Genomic DNA, 18,516 nt, shown 5'->3' on the forward strand with positions numbered 1-18,516 from the left:
CCGGACTTCCGGCAGCGATCGAAAGAACATTGGCCCACTTATGGAGGTGGCAAGAGTGAGAGAGCCCTTCAGTTTCGGTACGCCGGAACGTCGGCGCTTTGCCATGCAGTTTGGATACGACATGCGGCCGTCCTTCTGGCAGGAAGTCCGTTCGAACTCGCATCTGGTGATTGCAGCGGTCGGCACCGCCGCGCTGCTCGGCGTGGCCGCGGTGGCGCTCTGGCTGGCACTGCCGACGAGCGAGCGGCAGGCAGCCGCCAGCCAGGAACAAAGCATTCCGACCATTCCGGTGAAGACAATGAAGATCGTCCCCGCCGGAACCACGGTGGCCGCCGCGACCGCGCCGCAGGCTGCCCGCAAGTCCGACCAGGTTTCACCGACCGTGGCGGCAGCGAAAGCAAACATACAAGCGCTCGCGGCCAACGATCCTCGCTGGACCGGGGCGCAGCCGAAGACCGCTTCCGCGGCCCCTGATGCCGACCAAGCAGCCGCCCCCAGCCAGGCTGAGCCCGCGCCGGACAAACCGGCTGCCACGGCGGCATTCGCACAATCGGCGACCGATACCGACGCCACCGACGAGCTTGCCAAGGTTGCCGCCCCGGCACCGGCGGCAGGCAGCAATCCCGATGGTGCGCAGACCGCTGCCATTCCGGAGGCACAGCCGCAAGTACCGGACCAAAAACCCGCGAATGCGCAAGGCGAGGATGACACAGCCAAAGCGAGGCCGCGAAAGGTGGCGGCGGCCGGCAGCGGCCGTATCCTGAGGGCTGTGACCATGCGCAATGCTCCGAAGAAGGGAGCTACCCCTATCGGTACGGTGCCTGCCCGGACTTCAGTGCAACTGCTGGGCTGCAAACAGTGGTGCGAGATCGTCTACAACGGCAAGCACGGCTGGATCTACAAGAGCTACATCAAGCCCGGCGCCTGACCGCGTTTCGTCAATGCACTCCGCGACGCAATGGCGCGGGAGCACGCGCCCAATCAAAGCGGCGGCCTGCCACCCAAGAGATGGTGGATAAACTCCCACCTGCGGGCGCGCCGTCGCTGACGGAGGCGCGGCCTATGCTGTTCGAACGGCACTTCGTAGAGCCCGCACGCTCGGCATCCTTCTTCCTTGCCGCAAGCGGTCTCCCAGCATCTGACATCATGCGTCCAGGACAGCGCGACCCTTTCCAGATGTAGATTGGCCGAACTTTTAAGCAATATCAGTTCTCCCGGCAAAGCCGTCTGCTTGATAAACTCGGAGACTTCCTTCGGGCTTCTGATTTCTCGAAATCGGCCATTGTCGCGATCTGCTTGACCTGCCCTCGAACGATGCGCGTTGTCTCCAACATAAATCACCTGGTCGGCAGCCTCGCGTGCGGACTGGTAGGCGGCAGCGTATTTTCTGCTCGAACCGGCGTAGTCCGAAATCTGGCCGAGCACGATTCGCTTTCGTCTGGCAGCAGCTTTGGACATCAAATCGATAGCAAGGTTGATCGAGTGCCAAGGCGCTTTTGCCGTATCGATGATGAACTCAGGGCCGCCCTCGGTGACGAACACCTCGCACCTGTTTTGCAAAGGCAAGAATGTTTCCAGCCGCGAGGCCACGATTTCCGGCGGGACACCGAGTTCGAGTGCCGAAACAGTGGCTGCGGTCAGCGGCAACCAGAAATAATCAGCGGGAAACGGAGCGGTCAGCGCAAGGGTATTTTGTTTCCAATGTACCTTGAATGTCAGCGGATCAGGATAACCGGCACGAACGTCGCTGACGCGATAGTCTGCACCATCCGACATCCCGAAAGTGACGACGCGGCACTTGGCGCTTGCCGCCATGGCTTTCACATAGGGATCATCGACGTTGAGTATCGCAAGCCCATCGGATGGCAGAGCGTCAACCAGCACGCGCTTTTCTTCCGCGACGTTCTCAAGCGTCCTGAAATTCTTGAAATGCTCAGACGGACCATGGTAACGATAGCAACACTCGGTCTCAGCAATTCCGCCATCGGGCCTATCGAGCCCTTGCCACGCGCGCCAACCTTAGAGACGACATAGTCGAAGTTGCTGTTGTTGACGCGTTTGCAGAGTGCGTAAATAAGCGCCGTGATGGAATTGACGAGCACCTGTGAATAGACGGATGCATGCCACCAGCCAGTAAATGCGCCAGCAGAGTTGTAGTGGTCGATTTGCCCGAGCTTCCGGTTACACCGATGAAAAGTAGCCCCGCTGTTGGCGCGAGCCCGCTTCGCACGATACAACCTCACCCTGTACCTTGCGCTATGGCGAATATTGCGCAGTGCCAATTTCAGCCTTACGACCACCATTGCTAGCCCCTGTCGACTTACTCCTTCAGTAACATAGGCTCGTTGTCGACGCTCCTCAGATGCAGCGGCCGCCATCGACCTCCAACGCCACGCCGGTGATGAAGGCGGCTTCGTCAGACGCAAGCCACAGTGCCGCGTTGGCGATGTCGAGCGGCGTCGAAAGCCGGCCGAGCGGGATCGAAGCGCGGAATTTCTCGCGTATTTCGGGCGTGTCGGCGCCCATGAATTTTTCGAGCATGCCGGTTTCGCCGGCGACCGGGCAGAGGCAGTTGACGCGGATGTTCTTCGGGGCGAGTTCCACGGCCATCGATTTGGTGGCGGTGATCGCCCAGCCTTTCGAGGCGTTGTACCAGGTGAGGCCGGGTCGTGGCCGCAGACCGGCGGTGGAGGCCGTGGTCAGGATGACGCCGCCGCCTTGCCGGTCCATGATCGGCACCACGGCAAGGGCGGCATGATAGATCGCCTTCATGTTGACGGCGGTGATCAGATCAAAGGTTTCCTCGTCGACCTTGAGCATGTCGCCATTGCGATGGGTGAAGCCGGCGTTGTTGACCATGATGTCGATACGGCCAAAGGCGTTTTTGGCGGCATAGACCATTTCGTCGAATTCAGAGCGCAAGGAAACATCGGTCTGCGTCCAGATCGCCGCCTCGCCGATTTCATTGGCGACGCGCTCCGCACCTTTGGCATTGAGGTCGGCGACCACCACGCGTGCGCCCTCTTCGGCAAAGCGCTTGGCCATGCCTTCGCCGAACCCGGCTGCCGCGCCGGTGATGATGGCGACCTTGTTTTCCAGACGCATGCTTTTCCCGCTCATTGATGTCTTCCCGAACCACCAAGGCGACTGACCGTCATGGCCAATGCCGTGAAAAATTACGCGCCATTTCTCCCTTAGCTTTCGTCACATTCACGTTCTATGCTGCAGCTGCGAAAGCTTCCGGAGTCTTCGTTGACCGACAAGCCTCCGGGTAGCGCCAGTGTCAAGCGCACACATGGACCTAATCACTATCCAGCGATTGGTCCTCGATGTGACACCATGGCACTGGAAAATTTAAATCGATTAGAATATATCAGCCGCGTACTCGCGACCGGCGTCAGAGCGGACAGACCATGACCAGCCAGATCATCCCCGTTGACCCTTTCGACTTCATTATTTTCGGCGGCACCGGCGACTTGTCGGAACGCAAGCTTCTGCCGTCGCTCTACTATCGCCAGCGTGACCATCAATTCTCCGAGCCGACGCGCATCATCGGAACGTCGCGTTCGAAGATGACCGACGAGGAATTCCAGGCCTTCGCCAAACAGGCGATCTCCGACCACGTCAAACCGGCTGATATCGACGCCAAGGAACTGAAGACCTTCCTGGCGCGACTTTCCTACGTCTCGGCGGATGCAACGACCGGCGCCGGCTTCGACAAGCTGAAAAAGGCGATCGGCGAGAGCGACCACATCCGCGCCTTCTATCTTGCGGTGGCGCCGGCGCTGTTTGGTGATATCTCCCACAAGCTCAAAGAGCATAAACTGATCACGCCGAATTCGCGCATCGTGCTGGAGAAGCCAATCGGCCGCGACCTCGCCTCGGCGCGAGCGCTCAACGATCTGGTCGGCGACGACTTCCACGAAAGCCAGATCTTCCGCATCGACCATTATCTCGGCAAGGAGACGGTGCAGAATCTGATGGCGTTGCGCTTTGCCAACGCGCTCTACGAGCCGCTGTGGAACTCCGCCCATATCGACCACGTGCAGATCACCGTCGCCGAGACGGTGGGCCTGGAAGACCGTGTCACCTATTACGACAAGGCCGGCGCGCTGCGCGACATGGTGCAGAACCATATGTTGCAGCTGTTGTGCCTCGTCGCCATGGAGGCGCCGTCGTCGATGGACGCCGACGCGGTGCGCGACGAGAAGCTGAAGGTGTTGCGGGCGCTGAAGCGCATCAACGGCAACGAAGCGCCGAAGCACACCGTGCGTGGCCAGTACCGCGCCGGCGCCTCTGCCAGCGGAGCCGTGAAGGGCTATGTCGAGGAGCTCGCCCATGACAGCAACACCGAGACCTTCGTCGCCATCAAGGCCGAGATCGGCACCTGGCGCTGGGCGGGCGTTCCGTTCTACCTCAGGACCGGCAAACGGCTGGCGACCCGGGTCTCGGAAATCGTCATCGAGTTCAAGCCGATCCCGCATTCGATTTTCGGCGACAGCGCCGGGCCGATCTTCGCCAATCAACTGGTCATCCGGCTGCAGCCCGACGAAGGCGTCAAGCAGTTCATCATGATCAAGGATCCGGGTCCGGGCGGCATGCGGCTGCGCCAGATTTCGCTCGACATGAGCTTCGCGCAATCCTTCGACGGTCGCGCGCCTGACGCCTATGAACGGCTGATCATGGATGTCATCCGCGGCAACCAGACGCTGTTCATGCGCCGTGACGAAGTGGAAGCGGCCTGGAAATGGATCGACCCGATCCAGAATGCCTGGGAAAGCGCCAGGCAGGAAGCACAGGGCTATACGGCGGGCACCTGGGGGCCATCGGCCTCGATAGCGCTGATCGAACGTGACGGGCGGACATGGCACGAGAGCAATTGAACAGCGCCAGCTACAACTGGAACGCCTTTTCCGGCCGGCCGGAACTGGCGACAGCGCTGGCCGCGAAGGTAGCTGATCGTCTGACCCACGCGATCGGCCAGCGCGGCACGGCGTTGCTGGCCGTCTCCGGCGGCACGACGCCGGCAAAGTTCTTCGCCACCCTCTCGGCGCTGCCGATTGCCTGGGACAAAGTGATCGTGACGCTGGTCGACGAGCGTTTCGTGCCGGCCTCCTCGCCGCGTTCCAATGCCGGGCTGGTTGCCGCCAATCTGTTGCAGAATGCCGCCAAGGCGGCGCGCTTCGTGCCGCTCTATCACGAGGCAGCCGGTATCGAGGACGCCGCGGCATCCGACGAGAAAGCACTCCGCTCCCTGCCTTGGCCACTCGATGTCGTCATCCTCGGCATGGGGCCGGACGGCCACACCGCCTCGTTCTTTCCTGATGCCAATGATCTTGCAAAGCTTCTCGACCCGGCATCGGACAAGATCATCCTGCCGGTTCACGCGGTCAGCGCGGGTGAACCACGACTGACCCTGACCTTGGCGCGCATCATCGATGCCGGCTTCATCGCGCTGCATATAGAAGGCGATGACAAACGCACAGCCTTCGACGGCGCGGTCGCGCCCGGACCGCAAAAACCGATCCGCGCCGTACTCGACGCCGCCCCCAGGCCCGTAGAGGTTTTCTGGGCACCCTGATTTTCGATTTACTGTGGTCCCGGCAATTGCGGGAGGATGTTTCCGGGACCTCGCCTGAAAGGACCGACCGCCATGACCGCAAGACGCGACATCGAAGCCATCACGGAGCGCATCCGCCAACGTTCGAAGGCGGGGCGTGAGCGCTATCTCGGTCGTATAAGTGAGGCATCGAACCAGACCGCCAACCGATCGGTGCTGTCCTGCGGCAACCTTGCCCACGGTTTTGCGGTGTGCAGCCCCTCGGAGAAGCTGGCGCTCGGCGCCGACAAGGTGCCCAATCTCGGCATTATCACCTCCTACAACGACATGCTGTCGGCGCATCAGCCATTCGAGACCTACCCTGCCCTGATCAAGGACGCAGCGCGCGAGGCCGGCGGCATCGCCCAGGTCGCCGGCGGCGTGCCGGCGATGTGCGATGGCGTCACCCAGGGGCAGCCCGGCATGGAGTTGTCGCTGTTTTCGCGCGACGTGATCGCCATGGCCGCCGCGATCGGCCTGTCGCACAACATGTTCGACGCCGCCGTCTATCTCGGCGTCTGCGACAAGATCGTGCCGGGACTGGTGATCGCGGCACTCACCTTCGGCCACCTGCCGGCGGTGTTCATCCCGGCCGGACCGATGACGACCGGCCTGCCCAATGATGAGAAGGCCAGGGTTCGCCAGCTCTATGCCGAAGGCAAGGCAGGCCGCGCCGAGCTTTTGGAAGCCGAATCCAAATCGTACCATGGGCCGGGCACCTGCACCTTCTACGGTACGGCCAACTCCAACCAGATGCTGATGGAGATCATGGGCCTGCACACGCCGGGCGCCTCCTTCGTCAACCCAGGCACGCCGCTACGCGAGGCCTTGACCCGTGAAGCGACCAAGCGGGCGCTGGCGATCACCGCGCTCGGCAATGCCTATACGCCGGTCGGACGGATGATCGACGAACGCTCTTTCGTTAACGGAGTCGTCGGCCTGCATGCCACAGGTGGCTCGACCAACCACACCATCCACCTCATCGCCATGGCGGCTGCGGCTGGCATTTCATTGACGTGGCAGGATATTTCCGACCTCTCGGAAGCGGTGCCATTGCTGGCCCGCGTCTATCCGAACGGCCTTGCCGACGTGAACCATTTCCATGCCGCCGGCGGACTCGGCTTCCTGATCCGCGAGTTGCTCGATGAAGGTGTCCTGCACGAGGATGTGCAGACGGTGTGGGGCGAAGGCCTGCGGCCCTACGCGGTCGAGGCAAAGCTCGGCGCCGATGGCAGCGTGGTGCGCGAGGCAGTCCCGCTGCAGAGCGGCGACGAAAAGGTGCTGGCGCCGTTCCACAAGGCCTTCCAGGCAACCGGCGGCCTGAAAGTGCTGGCGGGCAATCTCGGCCATGCCGTCATCAAGACCTCCGCCGTCAAGCCGGAGCGGCGCCTCATCGAGGCACCCGCCAAGGTGTTCGACAGCCAGCAGGGCCTGAACGACGCGTTCAAGGCCGGCACGCTTACCGGAGACTTCATTGCCGTCATCCGCTTCCAGGGGCCGAAGGCCAACGGCATGCCGGAACTGCACAAGCTGACCACCGTGCTCGGCATCCTGCAGGATCGCGGTCAGCGCGTCGCGCTGGTGACGGACGGGCGCATGTCGGGCGCTTCCGGCAAGGTGCCGGCCGCGATTCATGTGACGCCGGAAGCGGTCGAGGGCGGGCCGATCGCCAGGATCCATGACGGCGACATCATCCGCCTCGACGCCGACGCGGGAACGCTGGAGGTGTTTGTCCCGGCTCCTGAATTCGCGCTGCGCCGCACCGCCGAAGTCGATCTCATTGGCAATGAGTTCGGCTTTGGCCGCGAGCTTTTCGCCGGCTTCCGGCAACTTGTTGGCCGCGCCGACCATGGCGCCGGCGCGTTCGGAAACGCCTGACCTCGTCCTGCGACCATCCAAGCAAAAAGGGCGGCTCTAAGCCGCCCTTTCACTCTGTGCGACCGGACCTTACTCGACCTTAAGCTCGGTCCGTTCGCCGGCCTTGATCGTGAAGGGTGTCTCCTTCTCGGCCTTGTCGGTGGTGAAGGTGGTCACCAGCGCATAGTCGCCCGCCGCCAACGTCGTCTGCATCTTTTCGCCATAGGCGTAGGTCACCTGCTTGCGGTCGCCCTGCAGATTCTTCTTGGCCTCAAAGATCTTGAAGCCGTCAGCGCCTGGTGCGTCGATCGCCAGGACACCTGCGTTCAGGATCACGTTGACATCGGTCATTTGCCCGACCGTCACGCTGAAAGGCTGCTCGGTGGACACGGCCTGCACGTCGACGCCCATCACATAATCGCCCGGCGGCAGATCGAACTGGCTGTCGGCACCGTAGGCGTAGGTCACCTGGTCGCGCGTGCCGTCGAGCTTCTTGGCCGCCTTGTACACCTTCCAACCCACATCCGTTTCGGCCTTCTCGCCGCCCTGGGTGTAGAAGGCGTTGGCCTTGGCCTTGCCGACGCCGACGATGATGTCCTTGTCGACGACCTGGCCAGCGGCGAGTTGCATGGTCTCGCTCGCCTCGCCGGCCCCCAGCTTTACCGTGACCTTGGTCTCGCCGGCCGGAACGACGTACTTGACCTCGCCGTAGTTGGCGTCCGACGTCCCGCCGGGATAGGCGATGCTGATCTGCGCATTGCGGTCGACATCGGCGCCAGGCGCCGGCCGCGCATGGATGGAGATCTCTGCGGCATTCAGATTGAGCGCCACCTCCGTCGCCTTGTCGGCCCTCAGCGAAACCTTCTGCTGGGCCTTGGCGGCGCCGCTGGTGGCGACGATGATGTAGTTGCCGGCGGGAAGGTGGAACTTGATGGCGTTGTAGCCGTAGTTGACATTGTCTCCACCGACACCCTTGGCATCGTCCTTGAAGACTTCATAGTAGACGTCGGTCGTCGGCGCCTCGCCGCCGTCTTTCAGGAACGCCTGCGGGACAAGATTATAGTCGACCTCCACCACTTTCGGCGCGGGCGCGGGAGCAGGCGCCGGTTCGGGCGCTGGCGCGGGAGCCGGTGCTGGCGCCGGCGCAGCGACCGTCTCGACCAGCGCTTCCTGCAGCGCCTTCTCGTCGGAAGCCTGGATGTATTTGCCGCCGGTGTTGTCGGCGAGGCACGCGATCTGCTTGCCCTCGTCGGCGGTCAATCCGAAGCCGACGACATCGGCGGTGAAATCGACGCCGGATGCCTTCAACTCCTTGCCGAGCGCGCAGGGGTCGCCGCCGCAGGTTTCGAGCCCATCGGTGATGAGGACGACGGTTGCCTTGTCCTCGGTGTATTTCAGCGCTTCGGCGGCCTGCTTGACGGCCGCCGTCAGCGGCGTCTTGCCGAGGAACTTCAGACTGTCGGCGGCGTCCGTGATGGCGCTTGCCGAGCCTGCCTGGGGCGGCACGATCAGCTGGATGTCCTCGCAGCTGCCTTTCTCGCGATGGCCATAGGCCATGAAGCCAATCTCGTCATCGGCGGGAACCGACTTCAGCACGGTTCTGAGCGTTTCCCGGGCGATTTCGAGTTTGGGCTTGCCGTCGATCTGCGCCCACATCGAGCCGGAAGCATCGAGAATGATGATGACCTTGTTTGCGGCAAAGCCGAACGTCGTCATCGACAAAAGGAGGATCGCCGCAGCGATGCTCCGTGCAAATCCCAACATCAAAATCTCCTGAGTAGCCGCCCCGCCTGCAGCCCAAAACTATTTGAGCGCATGCCGGTACACAAGCCCGGACGTAGCTATCTCGCTCAGGCGCCTGCTTGTCGTCTTCATGTCCGGGCATGGACCGGAACTGGCTCAGTAGGTGGTGCGTCGCTCTTCGGACGGCGGACGGCCAAACTGCAGCCGGTAGCTCTGGGCGAAATAGGAATGCGAGGTGAAGCCGGTCGCGATCGCCACGTCGAGGATCGGCATGTTGGTCTGGCGCAGCAATTCGCGTGCCCGCTCCAGCCGCAGCCGCATGTAGTAGCGGCCGGGGGTGACGCTGAGATGGCGCAGGAACAGGCGCTCCACCTGGCGAACCGAAAGGCCGGCGGACTTGGCAAGCTGCACCGCCGACAGCGGCTCGTCGAGATGGTCGGCCATCAGTTCGACGATGCGCCTTAGCTTCTCCGACTTGCCGGTCAGGTCGCGCTCCGGCCCGACGCGCTGGCGGTCGCCGGCGGAGCGGATGCGCTCATGCTGGAACTGGTTGGCGACGCCATTGGCGAGGTTCGAGCCGAAATCGCCGCGCACGATCTCCAGCATCAGGTCGATCGAGGTGGTGCCGCCGGCGCAGGTGTAGCGCTTGCGGTCGATCTCGAAGACGTTGCCGGTGCAGTTGATGTCGGGAAAGCGCTCCATGAAACCGGCGCGGTTTTCCCAATGGATGGTGCAGCGGTAACCATCGAGCTGCCCGGCCTCGGCCAAAAGGTAGGAACCGACCGACAGCGCGCCGAGCGCATTGCCGCGCCGGCCCCAACTGCGCAGCGCCGCCAGCACCTTGCTCTTGCCGGGAAATTCCGTCGTCAGACCGACCGAGACGAAGAGGATGTCCACCGGCGGCAAGTCGGCAACGGCATAGTCGATCTTGAGCGGCAGGCCATTCGACGCCATCACCGGATCGCCGTCGGCCGACACCGTGGTCCAGCCATAGAAATCGCGGCCGAGCAGGCGGTTGGCCGAGCGGAACGTGTCGATCGCCGCGGCCAGCGAGAACATGGAAAACTTGTCGACCAGCAGGAAGGCGAACTGCCGGCCGCCTTGAACGGGGTCACTCGTGACCGGCCGTTCCTGGGAAACAGAAGGGTTCGGCAAAGCTGGCGCTCTCAGAAGGAGGGCCGTTTCAATCCGGCCGCAAGGTAGGCAGAAGCTAACGTATTGGCCATCAGCATGGCAATGGTCATCGGGCCGACACCACCTGGCACCGGCGTGATGGCGCCGGCGACCTTGGCCGCCTCGGCATAGGCGACATCGCCGACGAGGCGCGACTTGCCGTCGCCCTTCTCGGGTGCGGGAATGCGGTTGATGCCGACATCGATGACGGTGGCGCCAGGCTTCACCCAATCCCCCCTAATCATTTCCGGCCGGCCGACGGCGGCGACAAGAATATCGGCGGTGCGGGCAAGCGCCGGCAGATCCTTTGTGCGGCTGTGGGCAATGGTGACGGTGCAGTTGGCGGCAAGCAACAGATTGGCTATCGGCTTGCCGACGATGTTGGAGCGGCCGACAACGACCACGGCGAGGCCGGACAGGTCCTTGCCGCGCACGCGCTCGATCAGAAGCATCGAGCCGGCGGGCGTGCAGGGAACGAAGGCGGTGTCGAGTTCGCCGGTGCCGAGCTTGCCGACATTGATGAAATGGAAGCCGTCGACATCCTTCTGAGGCGCGATGGCCTGGATGATCTTGCCGGCGTCGATATGGGCAGGCAACGGCAGCTGCACCAGTATGCCGTTGATGGCCGGATCGGCGTTGAGGTCGGCGATGATCTTGAGCAACGCCTCCTCAGAGGTTTCAGCCGGCAGCGTGTGCTGCACCGAGTGAAAGCCGCATTCCTTGGCGGTGCGCGACTTGGAGGCGACATAGACCTGGCTCGCCGGATCCTCGCCGACGATGACGACAGCAAGACCAGGCTTGGCCTTGCCCTTGGCGACAAGTTCGGCGGTCAGCGCCTTGACCCTCTGCACCACATCGGCGGCAACGCTTTTTCCGTCAATCACTTCGGCCATGAACCATCCTCAACACCGTTTCGCCAAAACGCCGCATCGCAGCGGCATCGGCAACATACAGCGCGGCATTGTCACGAAAATCCGACCACGCAATCCCGCCAAAACGCCGTCCGATGCCGTTTACGCGAAACCGGATTGGTTTTGTTCGGCCTCCGCGAAGTATTCGGTGGCTCAGAAATAGCGGCGGCGCGCGCGGCTCTCGGTGAGTTCGCGGACCGCTTCGCGGAATTCGCGCAGGCTGGCGCGAATTTCCTCGATGGGCGCCTGTTCGGCGCTTTCCTGGACCTGGTGATCAGGCTCAGGCGATGGCGGGGCTGCATAGGCAGGTGGCTGTGGCGCAGCGGCCTGTGGCGGGTTTGGCATATGCCCGGCATAGGGGGCCTGGGCATAGGGGCTGCCTGCCGGCGGCTGCGCCTGCCACGGCTGGGGATAGCCTGCCTGCTGTGCATGGGGATAGGGCGGCGGCGCCGGATAGACCGGCAGCGGCGGCATCAGGGGCGACCGCGACGGCGGACCCATCGGCTGGGAATAGGTGGCATCGAAGCCCGGCTGGAAAGGCGGCCGCGAATAGTCCGACGGCCGGGGCATGAAGACGAACTCCGGGTTCGGGAAGCCGGAGGGCATGGCAGCATCCGCCGGCCGCACGTTTTCACCAAAGGCGGCGAACTCGCTGGCGTCATCCGCTTCGGCGGATGGCTTGCGGGACACGGCGTTGCGCAGCTTCGCCATCAGCGCGCCGATCCGCCTGGGCCTTTCGGCTGGTGCGGCTTCGGTCTGCGCGACGGGCGGCGGTGGTGCAGGCGGTGGGGGTGGCGCCGGGGGCACTGGCGCTGCCGGCATTGGCGGCGCCGGTGGCAGCGCAGACCGGTACGCCTGCTCCTCGAGAGGCGCCTTGCGGTCGCGGCGCGAACGCGATGTCGCGGTCTCGCGCAAGCTTTCATAGGCGCCACGCATGGCACCAAAGCCAACGCCAGAGGCAAAGCCAAGCAGCAGGCCGGCAAGAGCCATCAAGGCGCGCGACGGGCCTTTCGCTTCGAGCGGCGCAAATGCCTTGGAGATCACGTTCATGTTGGCGGTGTTGATATCCTTCTGCTCGCCGGTCTCCTTGGCGCGCAGCAGATATTGTTCGTAGACGGAGCGCTTGGCGGCGGCCTCACGCTCCAGTTCGCGCATCGACACCAAATCGTTGTTGACGTCGCCGCTGCGCACCTTGAGCTGGGCAAGGCGGGAGGAAAGATCCTGTTCGAGCTGGACGGCGCGTTTCAGATCGACCTGCAGCGAGGACGCGATGCGGCGCAATTCACCTGCGATGCGGTCACGCGCGCCGGCGATCTGTGCGTTGATCGCCTGCAGCTCAGGATGGCGCGGGCCGAGCCGGATGGCGGCACGGTCGGCCTCCTGCTTGAGTGTCGCATATTGCGAGCGCAGATCGCTCATCGTGTTGGAGTTGATCTCCTCCGGCAAGGTGCCGGAGAGAACCGAATTGACGTCGATCGAACGCGCCGAGGCCGCCCTCGCATTCAATTCCAGCGTCCGGGCGCGAGCGACCGAGAGCTGCTCGTTGAGCTTCAGCATCTCGTCGTCGCTAATCAAATGGCCTTGGGCATCGACAAGATCGTGCGAGGCCCTGAAATCCTCGACCTTGCGCTCGGCCGCCTCGACGCCCTTGCGCAGGTCCTCGAGCCTTGCCGTCAGTTCGTCGGTCGCGCGGCCGGCCGTATCCGACTGGATCTGACCGAAGGTCTGCAGAAACACATCCGTCATCGTGTTGGCGATGAGGGCCGATTTCTCGCCATTCTGGGTGATCGCGCTGACGGTGATGACGAAGGTCTTACCGCCGCGCTCGACCGATAGGCTTTCGGCCAGATTGCCGACCGCGAGCGCACGCCGGCGGACTTGATCGACACCGTCCGTGCCATCCTGGCGTGACAGGATCGAATGGATCAGCGACCTGAGGCCGAGGCCGCCGGAGCCCTGACCGTTGAACTCCGGATCGTTGACGAGATTGAGCTTGTCGACGACCTTGTTCAAGACCGTGCCCGAGGTCAGCACCCGGACCTGGTTTTCAACGATGGCGAGCGTGGCATCGGAAGCGACGACATTCTGGGTGAGGTCGCGGTCGGTGAGCTTGAGGTCGCGCGGATCGACGATCAGTTCAGCGGTGGCTTCATATTTCTTCGGCGTCGACAGCGCGATCGCTATACCGAGCCCGGCACCGATCAGGGTGGTCGTTATGATCAGCAGCTTCGACCTGGCAATGCCGCGCACCACCTGCATCGGATCGATCAACGGCTTCCATTGCTGGTCGTCACCACGACCGCCAAAGGAGGCATTGGCCTCACCCTCATGGCCGGATCCGGATGTCTCATGAGAGCGAACGCCGGCGGAAGGCTCTTCGGCGGCCGTCCTTGCGCGCGGCATCGCCGGCGGCAAATCGCCGGTGCCGTCGCCCTCCTGCGAGCGCCAGGCGTCCTCCTGTGCAGCAGCCTCCGGCCGCTCGTCTGGCCGGAGCCGCTCTGTTTCGGCGGCGGCAGGCGGCGTCGGGTTCGCCCTAGCCTCACGCCGTGAACGGGCCAGACGATGTCGTGTGGCAGCGTCCTCGCGCCATGACGGATCGGCTCGATCGCCTATGGAAACCAGGGACGGGTCGGTGTCATCCTCGCCGCGCATGGCCTGGCCGAGCGCCAGCAAGGAACGCTCGCGCCTCCAGTCTTCACGGTTTTCCCTGTCGACCATTGTCTTGGAGCTTCACTCGTTGGCCGCTTGGCAGCGGCGGTCGGCCATTCGTTAAGCCACGCTAAACAAGCATAGGAAACAAAAGGTTAATTTTGGCAGGCCGGCGGGTAAGGTTTTCATAACCTCAAGCGCGGGAATTTCAACGCATTCGGGCCTCAAAACGGCGCGTTAAGCTTTCCCGCCTATGGCTTCCCCAGACATGACCGAAGCTCGCGGCATACCGCAAAGGCGGACTTTCGCCCGGATCGGCACTTTCGTGGCCGAGCGACGGGGGCTGGTTCGCGACTATTTCTCGGCGATCAGCGGCGCCGGTGGGCGACTGGTGTTTTCGCTGGCCTATTTCATCGCGCTCGCCAACACACTGTCCATCTCCGAGTTCGGCATGTTCGCCACCGCTTCGGCGGCCGGCGTGATGCTGTCGCGGATCCTGGCCTTCGGTTTCATCTCGGCGCTCTACCGCACCGCCACCATCCGCCCCAATCTGATCGGCACCTTCACCGCCGGCTTCCTGCTGCTCGGCATCATTTCCCTGCCGTTGCTGGCCGCGGCCTCGTTCGGCGTCTACCTGATCTTCTTCGCCGGTACCGTACCGCTGTCGGTGTTTTCGGCAATCGTCTTCGCCGAGGCGCTGTTGTGGCGGCCGGTTGAGGTGGCCCTGATCGTCAATAACGGGCTGGGCAAGTTCGGCCGTGCCGCCGTGCTGGCGATTCTGGCGACAGCGCTGCGCGCGCTAGGTGCTGTCCTGTTCATGGTCTGGGCACAGCACAGCATCTGGGTGTGGTCGTGGTTCTATATCGGCGCCAACGCCGCCTCGCTGCTTTTGGCTTTCGGCTGGTTCTATCCCCGCCAAAGACTACGGCTGCGTATCGAGCTCTATCTCAGGCGGCTTCTCGATTCGATCTATGTCGCCGGCGCCGAGGTGTTGTTCTATCTGCAATCGGAGTTCGACAAGCTGCTGGTGCTGGCGATCGGCGGCCCGCATTTGGCCGGCATCTATGCCATCATCATGCGGCTGGTTGACCTGACCGCAATTCCCATCCGCACCTTCTCGATGATGCTGGTGCAACGCATGATGCGCGCGCCGGACCTGTTGTCGCGGCTGACGGTCAAGAGCGGCATCGAGGGCGGCGTGTTCGCGGTCTCGACGGCGGCGCTGCTGGCGCTTGGCGTCGTGCTGCATTTCTTCCCCAACGCGCTCGGCAAGAATGTCTCGGAAGCCGCCCCCTTGGTGGCGCTGGCGATCTGTGTTCCGGGATTGCGCAACCTGGTCGAATACCAGGCCGAGCTTCTGTTCGCGCGCGGCCAGACGCTGGTACGCGCGATCAATCTCGGCTTGCTCGCCGGACTGAAAGGGCTGCTGCTGACCTATGTGCTGACGACCATCACGGATACGTCAACCCTGGTGCTGTCGCTCAACCTCGTCTTCCTGCTGCTCTATCTCGCCTCGATGCTGCTGACCTATTCGGCGATGCGCAAGCCGGCCAAGCCCATCTAAGACTACGAGGACTGAAGCCCGATCAGGCGGCGGATACGGCCGATATCGGTGCCGATGAAGGATTGCATGCCGATCGCCACCTGCTCCGGCGCCATGCCCGCGACGAAGCGGCGGAACTCGTCGTCCGACAGCGCCTCACCCGTCCAGTGGACGCGGCAGAATTCTTCCGAACCGTGGAAATGACCGGCTCCGTCGAGCAGATCGTCGACATAGCGGCCATAGATCATGCATTCGGAGAATTTGCGCGCCTGACCGACCACCTCGACCCAGTCGCGGCCATGGATCTTCTCGATCTGGCCGCACATGGTAAGCACGGTATCGCGGCGCCAGGCGATCAGCGTCGAGATGTAATCGTGGACCGAAATCCGGGATGGGTCGATGCCAAGCGTCGCGCCGGCATTGCTCGACCAGATGCGGTGCTCGTCATGCCCCTCCTCCGCCAGCACGCCGTCGCGGCGGAACAGACGTGCCTCGCCGTCGCGCCAGAAGGCGGCGCAGTCGAACGGCTTCACGAAAGCAACGTCGGAATCGCAAAAGACCAGAACGTCTTCACTGGTATGGGCCGATATGGCGATGCGGCGCAGCTGCTGCACGTGCCAGCCGCGCAGCGGCTGTGTCTTAAGGCTGAGCCAGACACGCCGGCGAAACAGGCTGAGCGGATCGTCGAAAGCGTGCAGCCAGCGCGGCAGCAGGTTGCGCTCATCGACGATCGAACGCCGGCTTGTCTCCAGCTGACGGAAAAGTGCCACGTCGCGATGTTCGACCAGGATGTAGTGGTGCGCGGCACCTGAGACATGCCGGTCGAGGGTCTCGCACAACAGCCGGCAACGCTCGAAATCCGGCGCGTAGCTTGCCGTCACCACCGCCGCCGTCGGCGTCTTCGGCAACAGGCCCGGGCCGGCAAGGGCGTCTGGAACGAACCGCTTGTTCAACGGAGCTCTCCGTCCGTTTCGGCTCCACGCGACAGTCTCTGCTTGACGGCGCGCCACAGGAAAACAGGATTGCCGACCACGTAGCGGCGCCAGAGCCGGCCCGGCTCGACCGCCAGCCGGAACAACCATTCCAGCCGCAGGCGCCGCATCCACAACGGCGCGCGCGGCACCGAGCCGCTCAGGAAATCGAGCAGCGCGCCGACAGCCACCGGCATGGTGCAGTGGCGCTCGTCGATGTGGCGTGCGATCCACAGTTCCTGGCGCGGCACGCCCATGGCGACCAGCAGCATATCAGGCCGCAACGCTGCGATCCGGCCGATGATCTCCGGCTCCTGCGCGGCGGAGAAATAGCCATCATGAATGACGACGAAATTGTGCTGCACGGCAAGTGCCGCCAGCTTGACCGACGCCGCCTCGGCGTTGACACGCGTTGCGCCGAGCAGCCCGACGGTCAGCGGCCTCGTCGAGGCCTGCAGGAAGGCCGGCACGAAATCGGTACCGTTGAGATTGTCCGGAAACGGCGCGCCATAGAGAAGCCTGGCAGCGAGATCGACGCCGATGCCATCCGGCAGGATGAGGAAATCGTCGAGCGCCTCGGCGAAGACCGGGTCTGAATAGGCGATGTTGGCATTGTGGGCGTTGAGGAAACTGACCTTGGTGAAGCGTCGCTCGGCGATGAGCCGGTTCAGCAGCGCGATCGCATCGTCCCAGCGGATGGCGAGCACCGAGATGCCAAGGATCGTCTTCAGGCAGTCGAGCCCGAACGGGGCACGGGCGGTGTGCATATTCATGCAAACACCTCCTGCCTGATCGAGCCGAGTTTTTCGAGGCCGAGCCGGATGGCGGCATCGAGCGCCTTGACCTGCTGGCGATGGAACGCGCTGCCATCGACGTCCCGGATATTGGCCGCCGCTGTCTCCAGCGCCCTGGCGAAGCCGGCCGGATCGTCGGTGACGACGCAATTGTCGGGGCGATGGCCGATGCCGCGCAGCGAGCGGCTGGTGGCGACCGATGGCAGGCCGAGCTCGAAGGTCTCGATCGTCTTCAGTTGGACGCCGCTGCCGGCGGTGCTGATCAGCGGAATGACGGCAGCACCCGACACGAACGCCCTGGCATCCGGGACACGGCCGACAAATTCGACACCCGGATGCGTCGAGTTGACATCGAAAGGCACGTGGCCCGCGATGCGAATGCGGAAATCCGGCCGCAGATGCGGCACCACCTTGCCCAGGAACCAGTCGAGACCGATGCGGTTCGGCTGCCAGGTCCAGGTGCCGATCAAGGCGGCGTCGCAGTCGATCCGGCGCGGGCCTTTCGCGGTTGGCGCCCTGGCGCCGGTCACCAGCGGCAGCGCCGCAGAGCGGCCGTCGTAGGCGACGCCGAGTGCCGCGCGATCCTCCTCGGCCAGCGTGAAGACAAAGCGCGCGCGGCGGCAGAGGCGCTCTTCCACGATCTTGAGCAGCCTTGCCTCGCGGCGGAACAACAGGCGCTGGAAGAGGCTACCGGCGGCAGCGGCATTCTCCCACGCCGAAAGGTGCTCGACATTATGGGCGACGAAGATCGAAGGCCGGTCTTCGAAGAGCTTTTCGAAGGCGCCGGCAAACTGCACGGAATTCAGCACATAGCCATCGAACGGACCGGCCTTTTCGATGGCGGCCTCAACATCGTGGTCGGACACCACCCGCAGCTTGACCGATGCGAAGGTGAGGCCCGAAAGCATCGCCTTGCCGACCCAGGCGAGCTTTTGCAGCGGCGACGCACTTTCGGTGCGCACGTCGATGGCACCCAGCACCACCGTGTTTTCCGGATCGGCCGCGGCTTTCCCCGGCCAAGTGAAGCCGATGACCGTGACGCGCGCGCCAGCGCGCCGCAAGGCGGCGATGATTGCAGCGTTGGCGATCTCATAGCCCGAGGCGAGAGCGCCGTCAGGCACGATCGATGTGGCGAACAGCAGATGCATCTCACCTATCCATTGGTGTAGCCGGTAGCAAAGCGCGGTGAACCCTTGATTAAGCGAGCACAATCCAATGCCGAAAGCCCGTGTCTGCCGGGCTTCTCCGTGCAAGGTGATTAACGAAACCTTATCAC

At 63.5% G+C, this 18,516-nt stretch carries 14 protein-coding genes; 5 read left to right on the forward strand and 9 right to left on the reverse strand.

Annotated features, from left to right (window positions below):
* Positions 1–55: 55 nt before the first annotated feature.
* Positions 56–928: an SH3 domain-containing protein gene (locus ACZYHG_RS01425; RefSeq protein WP_464612225.1), complete on the forward strand. Its 873-nt coding sequence runs from the start codon at positions 56–58 to the stop codon at positions 926–928.
* Between the two features lie 53 nt (positions 929–981).
* Here ACZYHG_RS01425 and ACZYHG_RS01430 read toward each other — a convergent pair whose 3' ends face one another.
* Positions 982–1,884 carry a glutamate ligase domain-containing protein gene (locus tag ACZYHG_RS01430; RefSeq protein WP_464612226.1) on the reverse strand — a complete coding sequence of 301 codons (903 nt, stop codon included), beginning with the start codon at positions 1,882–1,884 and terminating at the stop codon, positions 982–984.
* A 474-nt stretch (positions 1,885–2,358) separates the two neighbouring features.
* A complete protein-coding gene (locus tag ACZYHG_RS01435; protein WP_464614852.1) occupies positions 2,359–3,105 on the reverse strand; it encodes an SDR family oxidoreductase in 747 nt (248 codons plus the stop codon).
* Between the two features lie 308 nt (positions 3,106–3,413).
* Between ACZYHG_RS01435 and zwf the strand changes: the two genes are divergently transcribed.
* The 3 genes from zwf to edd all read left to right on the forward strand — a co-directional run bounded on the left by zwf (position 3,414) and on the right by edd (position 7,477).
* A complete protein-coding gene (zwf, locus tag ACZYHG_RS01440; protein WP_464612227.1) occupies positions 3,414–4,883 on the forward strand; it encodes a glucose-6-phosphate dehydrogenase in 1,470 nt (489 codons plus the stop codon).
* The gene (gene pgl / locus ACZYHG_RS01445; RefSeq protein ID WP_464612228.1) at positions 4,865–5,581 is read left to right on the forward strand and encodes a 6-phosphogluconolactonase; all 717 of its coding nucleotides are present in this window, start codon (positions 4,865–4,867) and stop codon (positions 5,579–5,581) included. Before zwf ends, pgl begins: the two co-directional genes overlap by 19 nt.
* Before the next feature lie 72 nt (positions 5,582–5,653).
* Complete coding sequence (gene edd / locus ACZYHG_RS01450; protein ID WP_464612229.1) at positions 5,654–7,477, forward strand: phosphogluconate dehydratase; 1,824 nt, start codon at positions 5,654–5,656, stop codon at positions 7,475–7,477.
* Between the two features lie 69 nt (positions 7,478–7,546).
* Here edd and ACZYHG_RS01455 read toward each other — a convergent pair whose 3' ends face one another.
* From ACZYHG_RS01455 to ACZYHG_RS01470, 4 genes are all read right to left on the reverse strand, one after another.
* Positions 7,547–9,220, reverse strand: a complete 1,674-nt coding sequence (locus ACZYHG_RS01455) for a vWA domain-containing protein (protein WP_464612230.1) — start codon at positions 9,218–9,220, stop codon at positions 7,547–7,549.
* A gap of 135 nt (positions 9,221–9,355) precedes the next feature.
* Complete coding sequence (locus ACZYHG_RS01460; protein ID WP_027033516.1) at positions 9,356–10,354, reverse strand: GlxA family transcriptional regulator; 999 nt, start codon at positions 10,352–10,354, stop codon at positions 9,356–9,358.
* 11 nt (positions 10,355–10,365) lie between these two features.
* On the reverse strand, positions 10,366–11,265 hold the full coding sequence (folD, locus tag ACZYHG_RS01465; protein WP_464612231.1) for a bifunctional methylenetetrahydrofolate dehydrogenase/methenyltetrahydrofolate cyclohydrolase FolD: 900 nt from the start codon (positions 11,263–11,265) through the stop codon (positions 10,366–10,368).
* A gap of 171 nt (positions 11,266–11,436) precedes the next feature.
* A complete protein-coding gene (locus ACZYHG_RS01470; RefSeq protein WP_464612232.1) occupies positions 11,437–14,001 on the reverse strand; it encodes a GumC family protein in 2,565 nt (854 codons plus the stop codon).
* 199 nt (positions 14,002–14,200) lie between these two features.
* Between ACZYHG_RS01470 and ACZYHG_RS01475 the strand changes: the two genes are divergently transcribed.
* The gene (locus tag ACZYHG_RS01475; RefSeq protein WP_464612233.1) at positions 14,201–15,496 is read left to right on the forward strand and encodes a lipopolysaccharide biosynthesis protein; all 1,296 of its coding nucleotides are present in this window, start codon (positions 14,201–14,203) and stop codon (positions 15,494–15,496) included.
* Between the two features lie 2 nt (positions 15,497–15,498).
* Here the strand turns inward: ACZYHG_RS01475 and ACZYHG_RS01480 are convergent, their stop codons facing one another.
* From ACZYHG_RS01480 to ACZYHG_RS01490, 3 genes are read right to left on the reverse strand one after another with little or no spacing between them, the layout of a single operon-like run.
* Positions 15,499–16,428: a DUF6492 family protein gene (locus ACZYHG_RS01480; RefSeq protein ID WP_464612234.1), complete on the reverse strand. Its 930-nt coding sequence runs from the start codon at positions 16,426–16,428 to the stop codon at positions 15,499–15,501.
* Positions 16,425–17,219, reverse strand: a complete 795-nt coding sequence (locus tag ACZYHG_RS01485; protein ID WP_464612235.1) for a WecB/TagA/CpsF family glycosyltransferase — start codon at positions 17,217–17,219, stop codon at positions 16,425–16,427. The genes ACZYHG_RS01480 and ACZYHG_RS01485 overlap by 4 nt, the downstream gene beginning before the upstream one ends.
* Positions 17,216–18,388, reverse strand: coding sequence for a glycosyltransferase (locus ACZYHG_RS01490; RefSeq protein WP_464612236.1), 1,173 nt, complete (start codon positions 18,386–18,388; stop codon positions 17,216–17,218). Before ACZYHG_RS01490 ends, ACZYHG_RS01485 begins: the two co-directional genes overlap by 4 nt.
* Between the last annotated feature and the right edge of the window lie 128 nt (positions 18,389–18,516).

This window comes from Mesorhizobium subarcticum, assembly GCF_055456085.1.